Source organism: Streptomyces sp. MA5143a (assembly GCF_900290235.1).
Lineage (GTDB): Bacteria > Actinomycetota > Actinomycetes > Streptomycetales > Streptomycetaceae > Streptomyces.
Window position 1 is genome coordinate 87396 of the sequence record NZ_OLMK01000030.1, and the last position, 14946, is coordinate 102341.

A 14946-nucleotide genomic window follows, 5' to 3' on the forward strand; every position below is an offset into this window, starting at 1 on the left:
AGATGCTGACGAACCGTCACGCCTGCTTCGACGCCAGCTCCACCACGGTGATGTCCGACGGCGCCCCCACCCGCACCGGAGGCCCCCACGCGCCCGCGCCACGGCTGACGTACAGCTGGGTGTCGCCGTAGCGCTCCAGGCCCGCGAGGGTGGGGTTGGCGGCCTCGGCGACGTAGTTCATGGGCCACAGCTGGCCGCCGTGGGTGTGACCGGAGAGCTGGAGGTCGACGCCGTGGTCGACGGCGTCATGGATCTGGACGGGCTGGTGGGCGAGGAGCACCACGGCCCGCGAGGTGTCCCGGTCGCCGAGCGCCCTGGCGAAGTCGGGGCCCTGCCCGTCGTCCTCCCCGGCGATGTCGTTCACCCCGGCGAGGTCGAGGTACGGCAGCTCCCGGCGGTCGTTCTCCAGCGGGGTCATCCCCAGGCGCCGCACCTCCTCCACCCACTGCTCGGCGCCGGAGAAGTACTCGTGGTTGCCGGTGACGAAGTACGTGCCCTGCCGCGCCTCCAGACCCGCGAGCGGTGCCGCCGCCGGGCCCAGGTCCTTCACAGCGCCGTCGACCAGGTCGCCGACCACCGCGATCAGGTCGGGCTGGGTCGCGTTGATGGTGTCGACGACCTTCTGCGCGAAGCCCCGGCCCAGCATCGGCCCGAGGTGGATGTCGCTGACCACGGCGATCCGGAAACCGTGCGCCGCGCGCGGCAGCTTGGCCAGCGGCACGGTGACCCGCTTGACCCGGGGACCGCGTACGACGCCGTACGTGCCGTAGCCGACCGTCCCGACGGCGGTCGCGGCGACGGCCCCACCGACCACACGGGAGACGAAGAGACGCCGGGACACCCCCGAGGGGGACGCCCCGGCGGGCCGGCCGGGGGAGCCGGCGTCGGGTGCGGTGCCGTCGGCGGAGGCCGGGTCGGCGGACTCGGCGGGCTCGGCGGAGGCCGGGTCGGCGGACTCGGCGGCCGCCGTGGGCTTCGCGCCCGCCGGTACCGGCTCCGGTTCGCGCACCGCCGGTTCGGGCCGCTCGGCCGGGGCCGGGGCGCGCCGCGCGAGCAGACGGTTCAGCAGGGGGCGTACGACCTCCCCCGCCAGGAGAGCCAGCAGCAGGTACAGCGAGAGGGCGAGCCACAGGAAGCCCGGCCAGCCCAGCGTCTGCTGCAACCAGAAGGGGGCGCCGCCGCGCTCGGCGCCGAAGGCCGCGAACAGCAGCACCGGCCCGGCGATGAACACAGCGGTGCCCACGCGTCTGGCCCGGCCCGGCCCCCGGGTCGTGTCGCGCACCAGCCGGCGCCAGGCGTACCAGTGCAGGGCGCCGAAGGCGGCCAGCACCAGCAGGGCCACGAGAACGAAGACGATCACCATCACGTCGTACTCCCCGTCACGTCGTCCGACGAAGTGCGCGCAGACCACGCAACCCGATGACACCGATGGCCGTCCCAAGGACAAAGGAGACGACGGCGAGCGTCAGATGCACCCAGAAGTACGCGGTCGGATCGCCCGCGTCGTCGAACGCGAGGCCGCTGCCGTCCTTCCAGAGATTCCGGATGAAAGTGACCCAGATGACCCAGCTCCACACCCCGAAGGCGAGCAGGAACCAGGAGAGGGGGCGGCTGAGCTTCATGGGTTCAGTATCACCGCCAACCGCCGGGGCTTCGCGCCGGGGTGCGAGCGGGGGCGCGGGCGGCGCGGTGGCCGAGAACCGCGGTGGGATCCACCGGGCGGAGCCATGTACTTTCTCGATCGTGCCCGCCTCCAAGAAGACCGCCAGGCGCTCCCTGCCGGTCACCTCCGCCCTCGCCGTGTCCCTCTCGTTGACGTCGCTGTTCTCCCCGGCGCTCGCCCCGGCCGCCCATGCCGCCGACCCCACCCCGAGCGGCAGCGCCTCCCCGTCGGCGACTCCCCCGGCGACGATGTCGACCGTCGGAGGCGAACAGCTGGGCAGGCCGGGGACACAGGCCAACCTGGGCGGTGACGCGCCGGTGGTGCCCAAGGACATCAGCGCCCGCTCGTGGATCGTGGCGGACGCGGAGTCCGGCGACGTGCTGGCCGCGCACAACGCGCACTGGCGGCTGGCGCCGGCGAGCACGCTGAAGATGCTGTTCGCGGACACGGTGCTGCCGAAGTTCAACAAGGACGACAAGCACAAGGTCGCCCTCACCGACCTCGCCGGGATCGGCGCGGGCTCCAGCATGGTCGGCATAAAGGAGAACGAGACGTACACCGTCCACGATCTGTGGCTCGGTGTCTTCCTTCGCTCCGGCAACGACGCGGTGCACGTCCTGTCCGCGATGAACGGCGGCGTCAAGCAGACCGTCGCCGACATGAACGCCCACGCCGAGGAGCTCCAGGCCCTCGACACACACGCGGTCAGCCCGGACGGCTACGACGCCAAGGGGCAGGTGTCGTCGGCCTACGACCTGACGCTGATCGCCAGGTCGGGGCTACAGAAGAAGGACTTCCGGGAGTACTGCTCCACCGTGCGGGCCAAGTTCCCCGGGGAGACGAAGAAGGGGAAGAAGGGCAAGAAGAGCCGGTCGTCCTTCGAGATCCAGAACACCAACCGGCTCCTGACGGGCGACAGTGGCCTGGACGCCTACCAGGGCATCGCGGGTGTGAAGAACGGCAACACGACGAACGCGGGTGCGACGTTCACGGGGGTCGCCGAGCGGGACGGCCGGGTGCTCCTCGTCACCGTCATGCACCCCGAGAAGGCGGAGCACAACCAGGTCTACAAGGAGACCGCGAAGCTCTTCGACTGGGGGTTCGCGGCGGCGGGCAAGGTGCGGCCGGTGGGTGAACTGGTGCCGCCGAAGAACGCGGAGACCTCCGGTGGCGGCGCCGACCCCAGCACGCAGCCGGGGGGTACGGCATCGGCCACGTCCCCCGCGCCGGCCACGGGCGGAGCGGGCGGCAAGGCGGTGGCCTCCGCGGCGTCCGACGGAACGAGCGGCATCGGGGTCGCGCTGGGGATCACGGGCGGAGTGCTCGCCCTGGTGGCCGGCGGGGTGTTCCTGGTCAACCGCAAGTGGCCTCTGCGGCGGGGGAAGTAGGGCGCCGCTGCGCGTCCCGCGCCCCTGGAGGGCGGGCCGCAGGCCCGACCCCTTCAGGGGCGCGGGAACCGCGCGGGAAACCACAACCGACCCGCACCCGCCGTGACCACACTCACCCCCGAGCTACTGGACGCCCTCCGCCTCCTCCTTCCCCTCCGCCGTCCAAGCCGCGCAGTACAGCAGCAACTTCGCCGTGAAGTTGATCCACAGCAGCAACGCGATCGGCACCCCGAACGCCCCGTACATGCTCTTCGACGCGACCCCCTGCATGTACCCGCTGAGCAGCAGCTTCAGCAGTTCGAAGCCGATCGCCCCCATGAGCGCGGCCACGACGAGCCGCCGCCGAGGCGGGTGCACGCCCGGCAGCAGCGTGAGCACGTACAGCAGGAGCAGGAAGTCGGCCAGCACCGCCACGCCGAACGCGGCGATCTGGAGCACCACCCCACCCCACCCGTCCCGGTCGACGCCGAGCCGGTCCGCGCTCCAGCCGACCGTCGCCGACGCCACCGTGGACGCCGCGAGGGAGACGAGCACCGCACCGCCGAGCCCGACGAGGATGCCCGCGTCCTTGGCCTTGGCGAGGACGGGGTTCTCCTCGGGCTCCGGCTTCTCCCACACCACCCGCAGACAGCCCCGCATCTCCCCGACCCAGCCGATGCCGGTGAACAGCAGCAGCGCGCCGGCGATGATCCCGACGGTGCCGGCGTTGTGGACGAGCCCGGCGATGTCGAGCTGGTCGGAGATGCCGGGCACCTGTTCGGCGATCCGGTCCTCCAGCTCGCGCCGCCGGTTCTCGTCGAGCGTCGCCGCGGCGATGGCCGCGCCCATGGTCAGCAGCGGGAACAGCGCGAGGAAGCTGAGGAACGTCATGGCCGCGGCCAGCCGCGTCCATGTGACCCGCTCCAGCCGTTCGTACGAGCGCCACGCGTGCGTGGTCATCAGGCGCTCGGCCAACGGGCCGATCCCGGGGAGCTTTTTCAGCCAGTCCATGATCCGACTCTGCCCTCGTCGTGGTCACCCAATGCGCTTCCGAGTACCGCTTCGCGGCGACCATGAACAGCGTGCCCGCCTCCGGAACCCGACGGTGACGACCCCGAGATCGGCGACGAGGACGTGTCGAGGCTGACGCGGTAGGCGAGTTGGAGCCCGAGGCTCGCACTCAGCAGGGCTGCGGTGTACGGGGGCAGAGCCAGGCGGCGGCGACCGGCGCGGGGACCTGGCCCGAGGCGACCGGGCGGTGGCGCCGCAGACGGCGCCCGTGAGTCCGGCCCGGAGTCAGCGCGCGCCGTGCTCCTGTGATGCCACGCTTCCGGGCGGCCACCCGAGAACTCCGGCGATCTTGAACGACACCCCCTTGATCACCCATTTCGGTGAGGCGCCCGGGAAGGCGGCCGGACACACCGGAGTCCTTGGCTTTCACGGCGATACGGTCGCGCGCATGCCAGCCAACGCCGCCCCCTCCCCCGGCCGCACCACCCCGCGCCCCCGGCCGGCTGTCGTTCCCGGTGCCCGGCTGCGCCCCGAACTGCCGGCCGTGATGTACCCCCGTCCGCTCGAGTTCCGGGCGCTGCGCCGCGAGTTGGACCTCGACGGCGTGGGCGTGTCGGACCTGGCCCGCCGCCTGGGCCCGTAACGCCCGTACCGCGACCCGCCCCCCGTTTCCCAGTCGCTCAGGAGCTGTCATGAAGGACGCGTTCGGCACCCCCCAGTCGCTGCTGATCCTCGGCGGTACGTCGGAGATCGCGCTCGCCACCGCCCGCCGGCTGATCGCCCGCCGCACCCGCACCGTCTGGCTCGCCGGACGCCCCTCGCCCGACCTGGAGAGGGCCGCCGCCCATCTGCGGGGCCTCGGCGCCGAGACGCACACCATCGCCTTCGACGCCCTCGCCCCCGACTCGCACGAGACGATCCTCGGCAAGGTCTTCGCCGAGGGCGACATCGACATGGTGCTCCTCGCCTTCGGCGTGCTCGGCGACCAGGCGCACGACGAACGCGACCCGGTGGCCGCCGTCCGCGTCGCCCAGACCAACTACACGGGTGCCGTGTCGGCCGGCCTGGTCTGCGCGCGGGCCCTCCAGGCGCAGGGCCACGGCTCGCTCGTCGTCCTGTCCTCGGTGGCCGCCGAGCGCGCCCGCCGCTCGAACTTCATCTACGGCTCCGCCAAGGCCGGCCTCGACGCCTTCACCCAGGGCCTCGGCGACGCTCTCCACGGCACCGGCGTCCATGTGATGGTCGTCCGGCCCGGCTTCGTGCGCACGAGCATGACCGCGGGCCGTCCCGAGACGCCTCTCGCCACCACTCCGGAGGCGGTGGCGACGGCGATCGAGCTGGGGCTGCGGCGCCGCTCGGAGACCGTGTGGGTGCCCGGGGCACTGCGGCTGGTGATGACGGCGCTCCGTCATGTGCCGAGGCCGCTGTTCCGCCGGCTGCCGCTGTAGGGCGCCGGCTGCCCCTGCACGGGGCCGGCTGCCGCGGGAGAACCTGGGGGCGCCCGGCCTCAGTGGGCTCTCAGGGGGTTCTCAGGGGGTTCTTCGGTGCGTTCTCAGTGGGTGGGGAGTGTGGTGTCGCCGATCGGGGCGCCCGCCTGCGGGGGGACGACCGAGCCGCCGAAGGCGAACTCGCGGAGCTTGCGCCACACCCCGTCGGCGCCCTGCTCGTAGAGCGCGAAGCCGGTGCAGGGCCATTCGGCCTCGTACCCGGCGAGCTCCTCGAACGCCCGGTCCATCGCCTCCTCGGCGATGCCGTGGGCCACGGTGACGTGCGGGTGGTACGGGAAGTTCAGCTCGCGCGCCACCGGCCCCGAGGCGTCCCTGACCTGCTTCTGCAGCCAGGTGCACGCCTCGGCGCCCTCGACGACCTTGACGAACACCACGGGCGACAGCGGCCGGAAGGTGCCCGTGCCGGCCAGCCGCATCGGGAACGCCCGGCCGGCGGCCGCGACCCCGATGAGATGCGCCTCGATCGCCGGCAGCTCGGTCTCCTCGACCTCCGTCGGCGGCAGCAGCGTGACATGCGTGGGGATGCCGTGAGCAGCGGCGTCGCCGAAGCCCGCGCGCCGCTCCTGGAGCTGGCTGCCGTGGGGCTCCGGGACCGCGATCGACACACCGATCGTTACGGTCCCCACGTCGTCTCCTGTCGTCGTGTCATGCGTCCGTGTCTTCGTCTGTCGTGACGCGCCACCGGCTATCGACTGTACGGCCACGGCGGTGTTCCGGGCAGGCGCGGCCGGAGTGATGTACAGCGCTACCGGTGGCGCGATCGGCGCGCGGCCGACCGGGTGGTGCGACTCAGTGCTTGGCGGGCAGGAATCCCACCCTGTCGTACGCCTGGGAGAGCGTCTCCGCGGCGACGGCGCGTGCCTTCTCCGCGCCCTTGGCCAGGATCGAGTCGAGCGTCTCCGGGTCGTCCAGGTACTGCTGGGTGCGCTCCCGGAAGGGCGTCACGAAGTCGACCATGACCTCGGCGAGGTCCGTCTTGAGCGCACCGTAGCCCTTACCGACGTACTTCTGCTCCAGTTCCGCGACACTCGTCCCGGTGAGGGTCGAGTAGATGGTCAGCAGGTTGCTGACACCGGGCTTCTCGGCGGCGTCGTAGCGGATCACGGTGTCGGTGTCGGTGACCGCGCTCTTGACCTTCTTGGCGGTGGCCTTCGGATCGTCGAGCAGGTTGATCAACCCCTTGGGGGTCGACGCCGACTTGCTCATCTTGATCGCGGGGTCCTGGAGGTCGTAGATCTTCGCCGTCTCCTTGAGGATGTACGGCTTCGGGATCGTGAAGGTCTCGCCGAAGCGGCCGTTGAAGCGCTCGGCGAGGTCACGGGTGAGCTCGATGTGCTGGCGCTGGTCCTCGCCGACCGGCACCTCGTTCGCCTGGTACATCAGGATGTCCGCGACCTGGAGGATCGGGTACGTGAAGAGGCCCACGCTCGCACGGTCGGCGCCCTGCTTGGCGGACTTGTCCTTGAACTGGGTCATGCGGGAGGCCTCGCCGAAGCCGGTGAGGCAGTTCATGACCCAGGCGAGCTGGGCGTGCTCGGGGACATGGCTCTGGACGAAGAGGGTGCACCGCTCGGGGTCGAGACCGGCGGCGAGCAGCTGCGCGGCGGCGAGCCGGGTGTTCGCCCGCAGGTCCGCGGGGTCCTGCGGAACGGTGATCGCGTGCAGGTCGACGACCATGTAGAACGCGTCGTGGGACTCCTGCAGAGCCACCCATTGGCGCACGGCGCCCAGGTAGTTGCCGAGGTGGAACGAGCCTGCGGTGGGCTGGATTCCGGAGAGCACACGGGGTCGGTCAGAGGCCATGCTCACCATTCTCTCAGGTATCGGGACCCGTTCCGGAACGTACCGGAAACAGACGGCACCCGAGTGGGAACCGATCGGGCCCGGGCGGTGTACCCCTGTTGTGAGAACGCGGGAGGGGGGCCGCATCGTCGATGAGGCCGCGGTGATCGCACGCGTACGCGCCGGAGAGCCGGAGGCGTACGCGGACCTGGTGCGCGCCCACACGGGCATCGCGCTGAGGGCGGCCCGGGCGCTCGGCGCCGGTCCGGACGCGGAGGACGTGGTGCAGCAGGCCTTCTTCAAGGCGTACTGCTCGCTCGGCCGCTTCCGGGACGGGGCCGCGTTCCGGCCGTGGCTGCTGTCGATCGTGGCCAATGAGACGAGGAACACAGTGCGGACAGCCGGACGTCAGCGGTCCCTGGCCGACCGTGAGGCGGCCCTCGTGGAGGCCGAGCCGCTGATACCACCGGCGGCCGATCCGGCGGTCGCCGCGCTGGCGATAGAGCGCCGGGTCGCCCTGCTGGGCGCGCTGGAGCAGCTCAGCGAGGAGCACCGGCTGGTCGTCACGTACCGCTATCTGCTGGAGATGGACGAACCGGAGACGGCAGCCGCCCTCGGCTGGCCCCGGGGCACGGTCAAGTCCCGCCTGAGCCGCGCCCTGCGCAAGCTGGGGCGTCTGCTGCCCGAGTTCGACCCGGGGGCGTCCCTCGACCGGCGGGAGCTGAGGGAGCAGGGGGAGCAGGGGGAGCAGAAGGGCCGGAGAGGACTGAGAGGTTGGAGGAGAGGGGGTGATGAGGGTGAGTGAGCGGGCCGGGGAGGGTGACGGGGAGTCTCGGGTGGGGGGCGAAACCTCCGGCGGGGGCGGCACTCGGCGTGATCGTCGGGTGGCGGGGCCGGGGCTGCCCGCGGAACTGCGGGCGCTCGGGCGGTCGCTGGACCGGCCGACCGGCGACCGGGACGGCGGGGACGGCGGGGACGAGACCATGGTCGAGCGGGTCCTGCGGCAGATACTCGCCGAGCAGGTGCCGACACCGGTGGCCGAGCCGCCGGTGGTCCGTGGGCGGCTGTGGGCGGTGCGCCGGTGGCTGCGGCTCCGGTGGCGCGCGCTGACCGCCGCGCTGTGCGGGCTGCTCACCGCCCTGGTCCTCACTCCCCCGGTGCGGGCGGCCGTGGCCGACTGGTTCCGGTTCGGTGGGGTCGAGGTGCGGTACGACCCGTCGGCGACGCCTTCGCCGGGCGCGAGGGTGCCGGGCTGCCCGGACCCGGTGCCGCTCTCCGAGGCCGGGCGGCGCGCCGGGTTCACTCCACTCGTGCCCGAGGCGCTGGGCGCGCCGGACGCGGTGTCCGTGACCGGGGCTCCGCATGGCCGCTCCGTGATCACCCTGTGCTGGCGGGAGCGGGGGCGGGTGATCCGGCTCGACGAGTACGCGGCCCGGCTGGCGCCCGAGTACGCCAAGACCGTCGCCGGGGAGCAGGACGTCGAGTGGGTCGAGCTGGGCCCCGGCTGGTATGAGGTGCTGTGGTTCCCCAGGGCGCATCAGCTGAGCTTCTGGATGCGCTCCGAGGACGGCTCCCGCTTCACCCGCTCCGAGCGCACGGCGGGGCCGACGCTGCTGTGGGTGCACAAGGGCGACTTCACCCTCCGTCTGGAGGGCGTGGACTCCAAGGTCCGGGCCCAGAAGATCGCCCGGTCAGTGAGGTGATCGGCTCGGAGAACGGATCGGTCCGGTGGAAGTGGGAACCCCGGCGGCGCGAGCGGTGTACCAGGAATGACACTGCGCGTGCGGGCGGACCGCACCGCTTCCGATCGGGGGTGTCGGATGCGTGGATCACGACGACTGGTGGCGACCGTCGGCGCGTTGCTGACGGCTTTACTGACGGCCTTGGCCCTGGTGCTGCTGGGGGCGCCGCCCTCGGCGGCGGGCGGACCGACCAGCGTGCTGCTGGCCTCGCCGACCAGCAGGCGGACGGCTTCGCTGTACAGCACGGACAAGGCATACATACGCCTTCAGGAGCTCATGGGCCCGGCCGCCTTTGGGCTCGACGGCGGCCGGGGCAAGCCTCCGATGCCGGAGGAGGAGCTGGCGGAGGCGTCGGACGACATGATCAATGTCACCTGGATGATCCATGACGTGAGCCCATGGCGTATGGACCGGGTGTACCCGAGCCTGCCCAGCACGAAGGACGTCTGGATCCACACGACGACGAGCGCCGGCGACCCGGGGACGGACGCCGCAGCGGAGAGCCACGGCGTCTGGCACAAGGCGAAGGACTCCGAGGAGCTGCGGCAGGTGCTGACCTGGCTCGGAGTCCTGGGCGAGGAGTCGGCCGGTACGGCGCGGGGCGAGCTGCCGTCGCCCCCGGCACCGGGCACGGCCGGTGCGGGGAGCGACGCGACCAACGAGGGCGACGCCGGGAGCGCGAGCGAAGCGGGCCTGGCGGACCAGGCCCGCTGGGCGATACCCGCCCTGGCGCTGGGCGCGGCCCTGGGCTCCACCGTCACGGTGCTGCTGCACCGCGCGGCGGCCCGACGGGCCACCGGACCGCGAGGGCCCCGCCAGGAACTACTCGACACCTGACCGCCGAAGGGGCAGCCGCCCGTCGCGACCACGACGAGCGACGTCCTGCGTACGCCTCCGGCGAATGGCGTCCGGCTCCCCGCTTCCGGGGTCCTCGGGGTCCGGGGTCCTCGGGGTCCGGCTCCCCGCTCCAGGGTCCGGCCTCCGGCTCCCCGGCTTGCGCCGACCGGGGCCAGGCTCCTAGCTTCCGGCTTCCCCAGGGTCCGACTCCCCGCGTCCGAGGTCCCCGGCGTCCGGCGTCCCCGCAGTTCGGGCTCCGCCAGCCGGGGCTCAGGTCCCGGGTTCGGCGGCCAGCGGCCGACATCCGGGACCCGGCCTTCCGGCTTCCCCCAGGGTCCGGGGTGCGACTCCCCGCATCCGGGGTCCCGGGGCCCGGCGGCCGACGGCCGACTTCCGGCAGGGTCAGCCGAGGTCGATCTCCGGGTACAGCGGGAAGCCGGACACGAGGTCGGTGGCGCGGCGGGAGATCTCGTCCGAGACCTTCGCGTCGAGGACGTGCTGGGCCTTGGACGGGGCGCCCGACTTGGTGGTGCCGGGCGTCGCGGTGGTGAGGACGCGGTCGATGAGGCCGGCGACCTCGTCCATCTCGGCGGTGCCCAGACCACGGGTGGTCAGGGCGGGCGTGCCGATGCGGATGCCGGAGGTGTACCAGGCGCCGTTCGGGTCGGCCGGGATGGCGTTGCGGTTGGTGACGATGCCGGAGTCGAGCAGCGCGGCCTCGGCCTGGCGGCCGGTGAGCCCGTAGGAGGTGGCGACGTCGATCAGGTTGAGGTGGTTGTCGGTGCCGCCGGTGACCAGGGTGGCGCCGCGCCGCATCAGGCCCTCGGCGAGGGCGCGGGAGTTGTCGACGATGCGCTGCGCGTAGTCCTGGAAGGCGGGCCGGCGGGCCTCGGCGAGGGCGACGGCCTTGGCGGCCATGACGTGCGGGAGCGGGCCGCCGAGGACCATCGGGCAGCCGCGGTCGACCTGGTCCTTGAGGGAGTCGTCGCACAGGACCATGCCGCCGCGCGGGCCGCGCAGCGACTTGTGGGTGGTCGTGGTGACGATCTGGGCGTGCGGCACCGGGTCGAAGTCGCCGGTGAGGACCTTGCCGGCGACGAGGCCCGCGAAGTGCGCCATGTCCACCATGAGCGTGGCGCCGACCTCGTCGGCGATCTCGCGCATGATCCGGAAGTTCACGAGACGGGGGTAGGCGGAGTAGCCGGCGACGATGATCATCGGCTTGAACTCACGGGCGGAGGCCCGCAGGGCCTCGTAGTCGATGAGACCGGTGGCGGGGTCGGTGCCGTAGGAACGCTGGTCGAACATCTTGCCGGAGATGTTCGGGCGGAAGCCGTGGGTGAGGTGGCCGCCGGCGTCCAGGGACATGCCGAGCATGCGCTGGTTGCCGAAGGCCTGGCGCAGCTCGGCCCAGTCGGCCTCGGAGAGGTCGTTGACCTGCCGGGCGCCGGCCTTCTCCAGGAAGGGGGCCTCGACGCGGTCGGCGAGGACGGCCCAGAAGGCCACGAGGTTGGCGTCGATGCCGGAGTGCGGCTGGACGTAGGCGTGGCGGGCCCCGAACAGCTCCCGGGCGTGCTCGGCGGCGAGGGACTCGACGGTGTCGACGTTGCGGCAGCCGGCGTAGAAGCGGCGGCCGACGGTGCCCTCGGCGTACTTGTCGCTGAACCAGTTGCCCATGGCCAGGAGGGTGGCCGGGGAGGCGTAGTTCTCGGAGGCGATCAGCTTGAGCATCTCGCGCTGGTCGGCGACCTCCTGGCCGATGGCGTCGGCCACGCGCGGCTCGACGGCGCGGATCACGTCGAGGGCGGAGCGGAAGGCGGTGGACTCGGTGGAGAAGGGCTCGGCTGACATGGGGACCTCCGGACGTTGCGTTCAGCGTTCACGGTACGGCCCAGGCGCACGGCACTCATCTTCCCGGGCCGCTCCCCGATGGTCCGTCCCATCCCAGCGCGCCAGTCACGGCCCGTCGATCACCTTATCGGGCGGCGTCGAGCGGCAGACCCGGACGTCCACCATTCGAACGACTCGGAGACCGACGGCCGGGGCTCCACGGGCGTCACAGGATGACGTGCGGCAGGAAGCGGGCGTACTCGTCGGTCACCAGGCCGGAGGACTCCCGGATGCCGAGGCCGGCGGACTCGTTCCCGACGACCCAGGCGCCGAGGACGACACGATTGCCGTCGAAGGCCGGCAGGGGCGCCAACCCCTGGTAGCAGGAGGGTTCCTCGCGCAGGACCGGGGCGCTGCCGGGCTCGTGGACGGTGACACCGGCGCCCTCGCGGCCGAGGAGGGGCTTGGAGACGTAGCCGTCGGTGGCGGCCAGTTCGCGGGGGCCGTCGAGATAGGCGGGGAGGAGGTTGGGGTGGCCGGGGTAGAGCTCCCAGAGGACGGCGAGCAGCGCCTTGTTGCTGAGGAGCATCTTCCAGGCGGGCTCGATCCAGAGGGTGGTGCCGGTGCCGCCGCCGTTGTCGAGGGTGGCGAGGACGTGCGGGGCGAAGCGGTCCGTGGTGAGCCACTCCCAGGGGTACAGCTTGAAGATGCTGCGGATGAAGCGGAGCTTCTTGTCGACGAAGCGCTCGGAGAGGCGGTCCCAGCCGATGTCCTCCATGGAGATCCAGTCGGTGTCGAGCCCGGCCTGCTCGGCGGTCTCCTTCAGATAGGCGACGGTCATCAGGTCCTCGCCGAGTTCGTCGCCGGCGGTGTGCGCGAAGTACAGGGGGCTGCCCGGCGGGAGGAGGTGGGCCTGCTTCTTCCAGGCGTCGACGAGTCGTTCGTGGAGGGAGTTCCACTGGTCGGCGCCCGGGAAGCGTTCCTCCATCCAGAACCACTGGGGGCTGGCCGCCTCGACGAGCGAGGTCGGGGTGTCGGCGTTGTACTCCAGCAGCTTGGCGGGGCCGGTGCCGTCGTAGCGCAGGTCGAAGCGGCCGTAGACGGACGGCAGTTCGGCGCGCCGGCGCCACGCCTCGGCGACGAGTCGGGCGAGGCGCGGGTCGGTGATGCCGAGGTCGGCGAAGCGGTCGTGCTCGACGATGTGCGCGGCGGCGGCCAGGCACATGGTGTGCAGTTCCTCGACGACCTCCTCCAGCGCCTCCACCTCGGGCAGCGTGAAGACGTAGTAGGCGCTCTCGTCCCAGTAGGGGCGCAGGGAGTCGTCCGGATAGCGGGTCAGGGGGTAGATGAGCCCCTGCTCCTCCACCGTCTGCTGCCATCCGGGCCGGGGTTCGATGGTGCGGCGTTCCATGGCTCTGTCTCCCGGGCGGGGTCAGCCGCCGCCGGAGCCGGAGCCGGAGCAGCCGAAGCCGTCCCGGTCGACGGCCTCGCTGCGGCTGAAGGTGCCGTAGTCGGCCCGGTTGCCGGTGACGTCGGCGTCGTAGTACCAGGCGGCGTCGACCGTGCCGGGCTGGCTGCGGTTGCCGCTGCTGTTGGTCTTGCGGTTCTTGCCGTACGACGCGGAGGAGCCGGAGTCGGAGTTGCAGTTCTTGTCGGCGATGATCTTGTAGCCGTTGGCGACGTCGTAGCTGTCGCGGTCCACGCACCGGCGGTCCGGGTCGGATCCGCAGGAGGTGAGGGCCGCGGCGACGACACCCATCCCACCGAGTACGACCGTGCTGGACCGCAGTCGCCTGCGCTGCTCTCCCATGTGCTCCCCCGTCGGGCTGGTGTCCTCGGCCGAGCGGGGCCGGTACGCAGGGGACCCCCCGCAGCGCCCGGCGCTCGGCACCCGGCTTATCCGGGCTTTATCAGCGCTCAGACTAGTGATCGGTTCAGGCCACGGCCAAACGGCGCGGGGTGGGTGCGGGGAGGGGAGGCCGCCCGCGGGGCACGGGACGCGGACAGGCAACGGATCGCCTGGGTGCGGAGCGCCTCGGTGAGTTCCGGGGGCGCGTCCGCGGAGAGGCTGAAGTCCGCGTCCACCGAGGTGATCATCCAGGCGAGGTCCCGTGGGGTGTCGGCGCCCAGGTGCAGCAGGCAGCTGCGGTCGTCGAGGGGTTCGAGGACCCCCATGCCGGGCCACACCCTGTCCGCGACGGCGGACACGGGTTCGTGGAGGGTGACGGTGGCACGGACGGGCCAGGTCCGCGAGGAGAGGCGGTGCGCCAGATAGGTCGCCGCGTCCCCTTCGGGGATCGGCCGGGGCGCGAACCGGGGCCCGGTCGGGGTGCGCGGGACGAGCCGGTCGACCCGGAAGGTCCGCCAGTCGGCCCGGTCGAGGTCCCAGGCGACCAGATACCAGCGCCGGTCGAAACTGACCAGGTTGTACGGCTCGACGCGGCGGACGGCGGGTGCGTCACCGGACCCGGCTCGGTCCGCCCCACGAACCCCGGCCCGATCGCCCCCACAAACCCCGGCCCGGTCCTCACCACCAGCCCCGGCCCGGTCCTCACCACCAGCCCCGGCCCGGTCCGCCCGAAGCACCCCTGGGTCGGACCCGTCGTCCCCCGAGCCGTCCCCCACCCCCGCGGTGGTCGACGGCACCGGCGGCTCGGCGGCGTCGGGGCTGGGCACGTGCGGGGTCGTGTAGGTGAAGCGGAGGTGTTCGCGGCGGCGACAGGCTTCGGCGATGGTCATGAGGGTGTCCGGCGAGACCTTCGGGGCCGGTGCGGCCCCCGCCCGCACCGTGGCGGTGTGGAGGGTGGTGACCCGGTGCCGCAGCCGAGAGGGCAGCACCTGCTCCAGCTTGCTGAGGGCGCGCAGCGAGGCCTCCTCGATGCCCGCGACCGTACCGTCGGCAGCCGTGCGCAGCCCGACGACCACGGCGACGGCCTCCTCGTCGTCCAGCAGCAGTGGCGGCAGACTCGCCCCGGCGCCGAGCCGGTAGCCCGCGGCGCCCCGGGTGGCGTGCACGGGGTAGCCGAGGTCGCGCAGCCGTTCGATGTCGCGGCGCAGCGTGCGGCGGCTGACACCCAGGTGCTCGGCGAGTTCCGCGCCGGAACGGTCGCGTTCGCGGTGGGTCTGTAGCAGGGCGAGCAGTCTCAGCAGCCGCCCGGAGGTCTCCAGCATGGTCACGAGACTGCCGCGTCCTTAGGCCCGTAGGT

General features: G+C 72.4%; 15 protein-coding genes and 1 riboswitch. Of the genes, 6 read left to right on the top strand and 9 right to left on the bottom strand.

Annotated features, from left to right (window positions below; genetic code table 11):
• Positions 1 to 16: 16 nt before the first annotated feature.
• Both SMA5143A_RS15650 and SMA5143A_RS43865 read right to left on the bottom strand, forming a co-directional pair.
• Positions 17 to 1363 (bottom strand): metallophosphoesterase, encoded by a 1347-nt coding sequence (locus SMA5143A_RS15650; RefSeq protein ID WP_107463557.1) that lies wholly within the window; start codon positions 1361 to 1363, stop codon positions 17 to 19.
• Between the two features lie 16 nt (positions 1364 to 1379).
• Positions 1380 to 1622 (bottom strand): SCO4848 family membrane protein, encoded by a 243-nt coding sequence (locus tag SMA5143A_RS43865; RefSeq protein ID WP_055518845.1) that lies wholly within the window; start codon positions 1620 to 1622, stop codon positions 1380 to 1382.
• 121 nt (positions 1623 to 1743) lie between these two features.
• Here SMA5143A_RS43865 and SMA5143A_RS15660 point away from each other — a divergent pair, with 121 nt between their 5' ends.
• Positions 1744 to 3051, top strand: a complete 1308-nt coding sequence (locus SMA5143A_RS15660; RefSeq protein WP_375136491.1) for a D-alanyl-D-alanine carboxypeptidase — start codon at positions 1744 to 1746, stop codon at positions 3049 to 3051.
• A 123-nt stretch (positions 3052 to 3174) separates the two neighbouring features.
• Here the strand turns inward: SMA5143A_RS15660 and SMA5143A_RS15665 are convergent, their stop codons facing one another.
• Positions 3175 to 4041, bottom strand: coding sequence for a YihY/virulence factor BrkB family protein (locus SMA5143A_RS15665; protein WP_107463528.1), 867 nt, complete (start codon positions 4039 to 4041; stop codon positions 3175 to 3177).
• Between the two features lie 448 nt (positions 4042 to 4489).
• Here SMA5143A_RS15665 and SMA5143A_RS15670 point away from each other — a divergent pair, with 448 nt between their 5' ends.
• Complete coding sequence (locus SMA5143A_RS15670; RefSeq protein WP_107463529.1) at positions 4490 to 4684, top strand: hypothetical protein; 195 nt, start codon at positions 4490 to 4492, stop codon at positions 4682 to 4684.
• A gap of 49 nt (positions 4685 to 4733) precedes the next feature.
• Positions 4734 to 5489, top strand: coding sequence for a decaprenylphospho-beta-D-erythro-pentofuranosid-2-ulose 2-reductase (locus SMA5143A_RS15675; protein ID WP_107463530.1), 756 nt, complete (start codon positions 4734 to 4736; stop codon positions 5487 to 5489).
• Between the two features lie 104 nt (positions 5490 to 5593).
• Here the strand turns inward: SMA5143A_RS15675 and SMA5143A_RS15680 are convergent, their stop codons facing one another.
• Positions 5594 to 6175: a 2'-5' RNA ligase family protein gene (locus SMA5143A_RS15680; RefSeq protein ID WP_107463531.1), complete on the bottom strand. Its 582-nt coding sequence runs from the start codon at positions 6173 to 6175 to the stop codon at positions 5594 to 5596.
• A 163-nt stretch (positions 6176 to 6338) separates the two neighbouring features.
• A complete protein-coding gene (trpS, locus tag SMA5143A_RS15685) occupies positions 6339 to 7352 on the bottom strand; it encodes a tryptophan--tRNA ligase (RefSeq protein WP_107463558.1) in 1014 nt (337 codons plus the stop codon).
• A 100-nt stretch (positions 7353 to 7452) separates the two neighbouring features.
• Between trpS and SMA5143A_RS15690 the strand changes: the two genes are divergently transcribed.
• The 3 genes from SMA5143A_RS15690 (at position 7453) to SMA5143A_RS15700 (ending at position 9910) form a co-directional block, all read left to right on the top strand.
• Positions 7453 to 8136: an RNA polymerase sigma factor gene (locus SMA5143A_RS15690; protein WP_107463532.1), complete on the top strand. Its 684-nt coding sequence runs from the start codon at positions 7453 to 7455 to the stop codon at positions 8134 to 8136.
• Positions 8123 to 9034, top strand: coding sequence for a hypothetical protein (locus SMA5143A_RS15695; RefSeq protein WP_258193544.1), 912 nt, complete (start codon positions 8123 to 8125; stop codon positions 9032 to 9034). The genes SMA5143A_RS15690 and SMA5143A_RS15695 overlap by 14 nt, the downstream gene beginning before the upstream one ends.
• Before the next feature lie 117 nt (positions 9035 to 9151).
• On the top strand, positions 9152 to 9910 hold the full coding sequence (locus SMA5143A_RS15700; RefSeq protein WP_107463534.1) for a hypothetical protein: 759 nt from the start codon (positions 9152 to 9154) through the stop codon (positions 9908 to 9910).
• Between the two features lie 402 nt (positions 9911 to 10312).
• Here SMA5143A_RS15700 and SMA5143A_RS15705 read toward each other — a convergent pair whose 3' ends face one another.
• The 4 genes from SMA5143A_RS15705 to SMA5143A_RS44995 all read right to left on the bottom strand — a co-directional run bounded on the left by SMA5143A_RS15705 (position 10313) and on the right by SMA5143A_RS44995 (position 14911).
• Entirely contained in the window at positions 10313 to 11761 is a 1449-nt protein-coding gene (locus tag SMA5143A_RS15705) for a glycine hydroxymethyltransferase (protein WP_107463535.1), read from the bottom strand.
• Between the two features lie 31 nt (positions 11762 to 11792).
• A riboswitch (ZMP/ZTP riboswitch) is annotated at positions 11793 to 11880 on the bottom strand.
• Between the two features lie 86 nt (positions 11881 to 11966).
• Entirely contained in the window at positions 11967 to 13151 is a 1185-nt protein-coding gene (locus SMA5143A_RS15710; RefSeq protein ID WP_107463536.1) for a glutathionylspermidine synthase family protein, read from the bottom strand.
• 21 nt (positions 13152 to 13172) lie between these two features.
• A complete protein-coding gene (locus tag SMA5143A_RS15715) occupies positions 13173 to 13550 on the bottom strand; it encodes a hypothetical protein (protein WP_107463537.1) in 378 nt (125 codons plus the stop codon).
• A gap of 107 nt (positions 13551 to 13657) precedes the next feature.
• Positions 13658 to 14911, bottom strand: a complete 1254-nt coding sequence (locus SMA5143A_RS44995; RefSeq protein ID WP_258193550.1) for a helix-turn-helix transcriptional regulator — start codon at positions 14909 to 14911, stop codon at positions 13658 to 13660.
• Positions 14912 to 14946 lie beyond the last annotated feature (35 nt).

Coding starts and splice junctions, on each gene's coding strand:
- SMA5143A_RS15650 (WP_107463557.1), bottom strand. CDS start 1,363: ATGGTGATCGTCTTCGTTCTCGTGGCCCTGCTGGTGCTGGCCGCCTTC.
- SMA5143A_RS43865 (WP_055518845.1), bottom strand. CDS start 1,622: ATGAAGCTCAGCCGCCCCCTCTCCTGGTTCCTGCTCGCCTTCGGGGTG.
- SMA5143A_RS15665 (WP_107463528.1), bottom strand. CDS start 4,041: ATGGACTGGCTGAAAAAGCTCCCCGGGATCGGCCCGTTGGCCGAGCGC.
- SMA5143A_RS15670 (WP_107463529.1), top strand. CDS start 4,490: ATGCCAGCCAACGCCGCCCCCTCCCCCGGCCGCACCACCCCGCGCCCC.
- SMA5143A_RS15675 (WP_107463530.1), top strand. CDS start 4,734: ATGAAGGACGCGTTCGGCACCCCCCAGTCGCTGCTGATCCTCGGCGGT.
- trpS (WP_107463558.1), bottom strand. CDS start 7,352: ATGGCCTCTGACCGACCCCGTGTGCTCTCCGGAATCCAGCCCACCGCA.
- SMA5143A_RS15695 (WP_258193544.1), top strand. CDS start 8,123: ATGAGGGTGAGTGAGCGGGCCGGGGAGGGTGACGGGGAGTCTCGGGTG.
- SMA5143A_RS15700 (WP_107463534.1), top strand. CDS start 9,152: ATGCGTGGATCACGACGACTGGTGGCGACCGTCGGCGCGTTGCTGACG.
- SMA5143A_RS15705 (WP_107463535.1), bottom strand. CDS start 11,761: ATGTCAGCCGAGCCCTTCTCCACCGAGTCCACCGCCTTCCGCTCCGCC.
- SMA5143A_RS15710 (WP_107463536.1), bottom strand. CDS start 13,151: ATGGAACGCCGCACCATCGAACCCCGGCCCGGATGGCAGCAGACGGTG.
- SMA5143A_RS15715 (WP_107463537.1), bottom strand. CDS start 13,550: ATGGGAGAGCAGCGCAGGCGACTGCGGTCCAGCACGGTCGTACTCGGT.
- SMA5143A_RS44995 (WP_258193550.1), bottom strand. CDS start 14,911: ATGCTGGAGACCTCCGGGCGGCTGCTGAGACTGCTCGCCCTGCTACAG.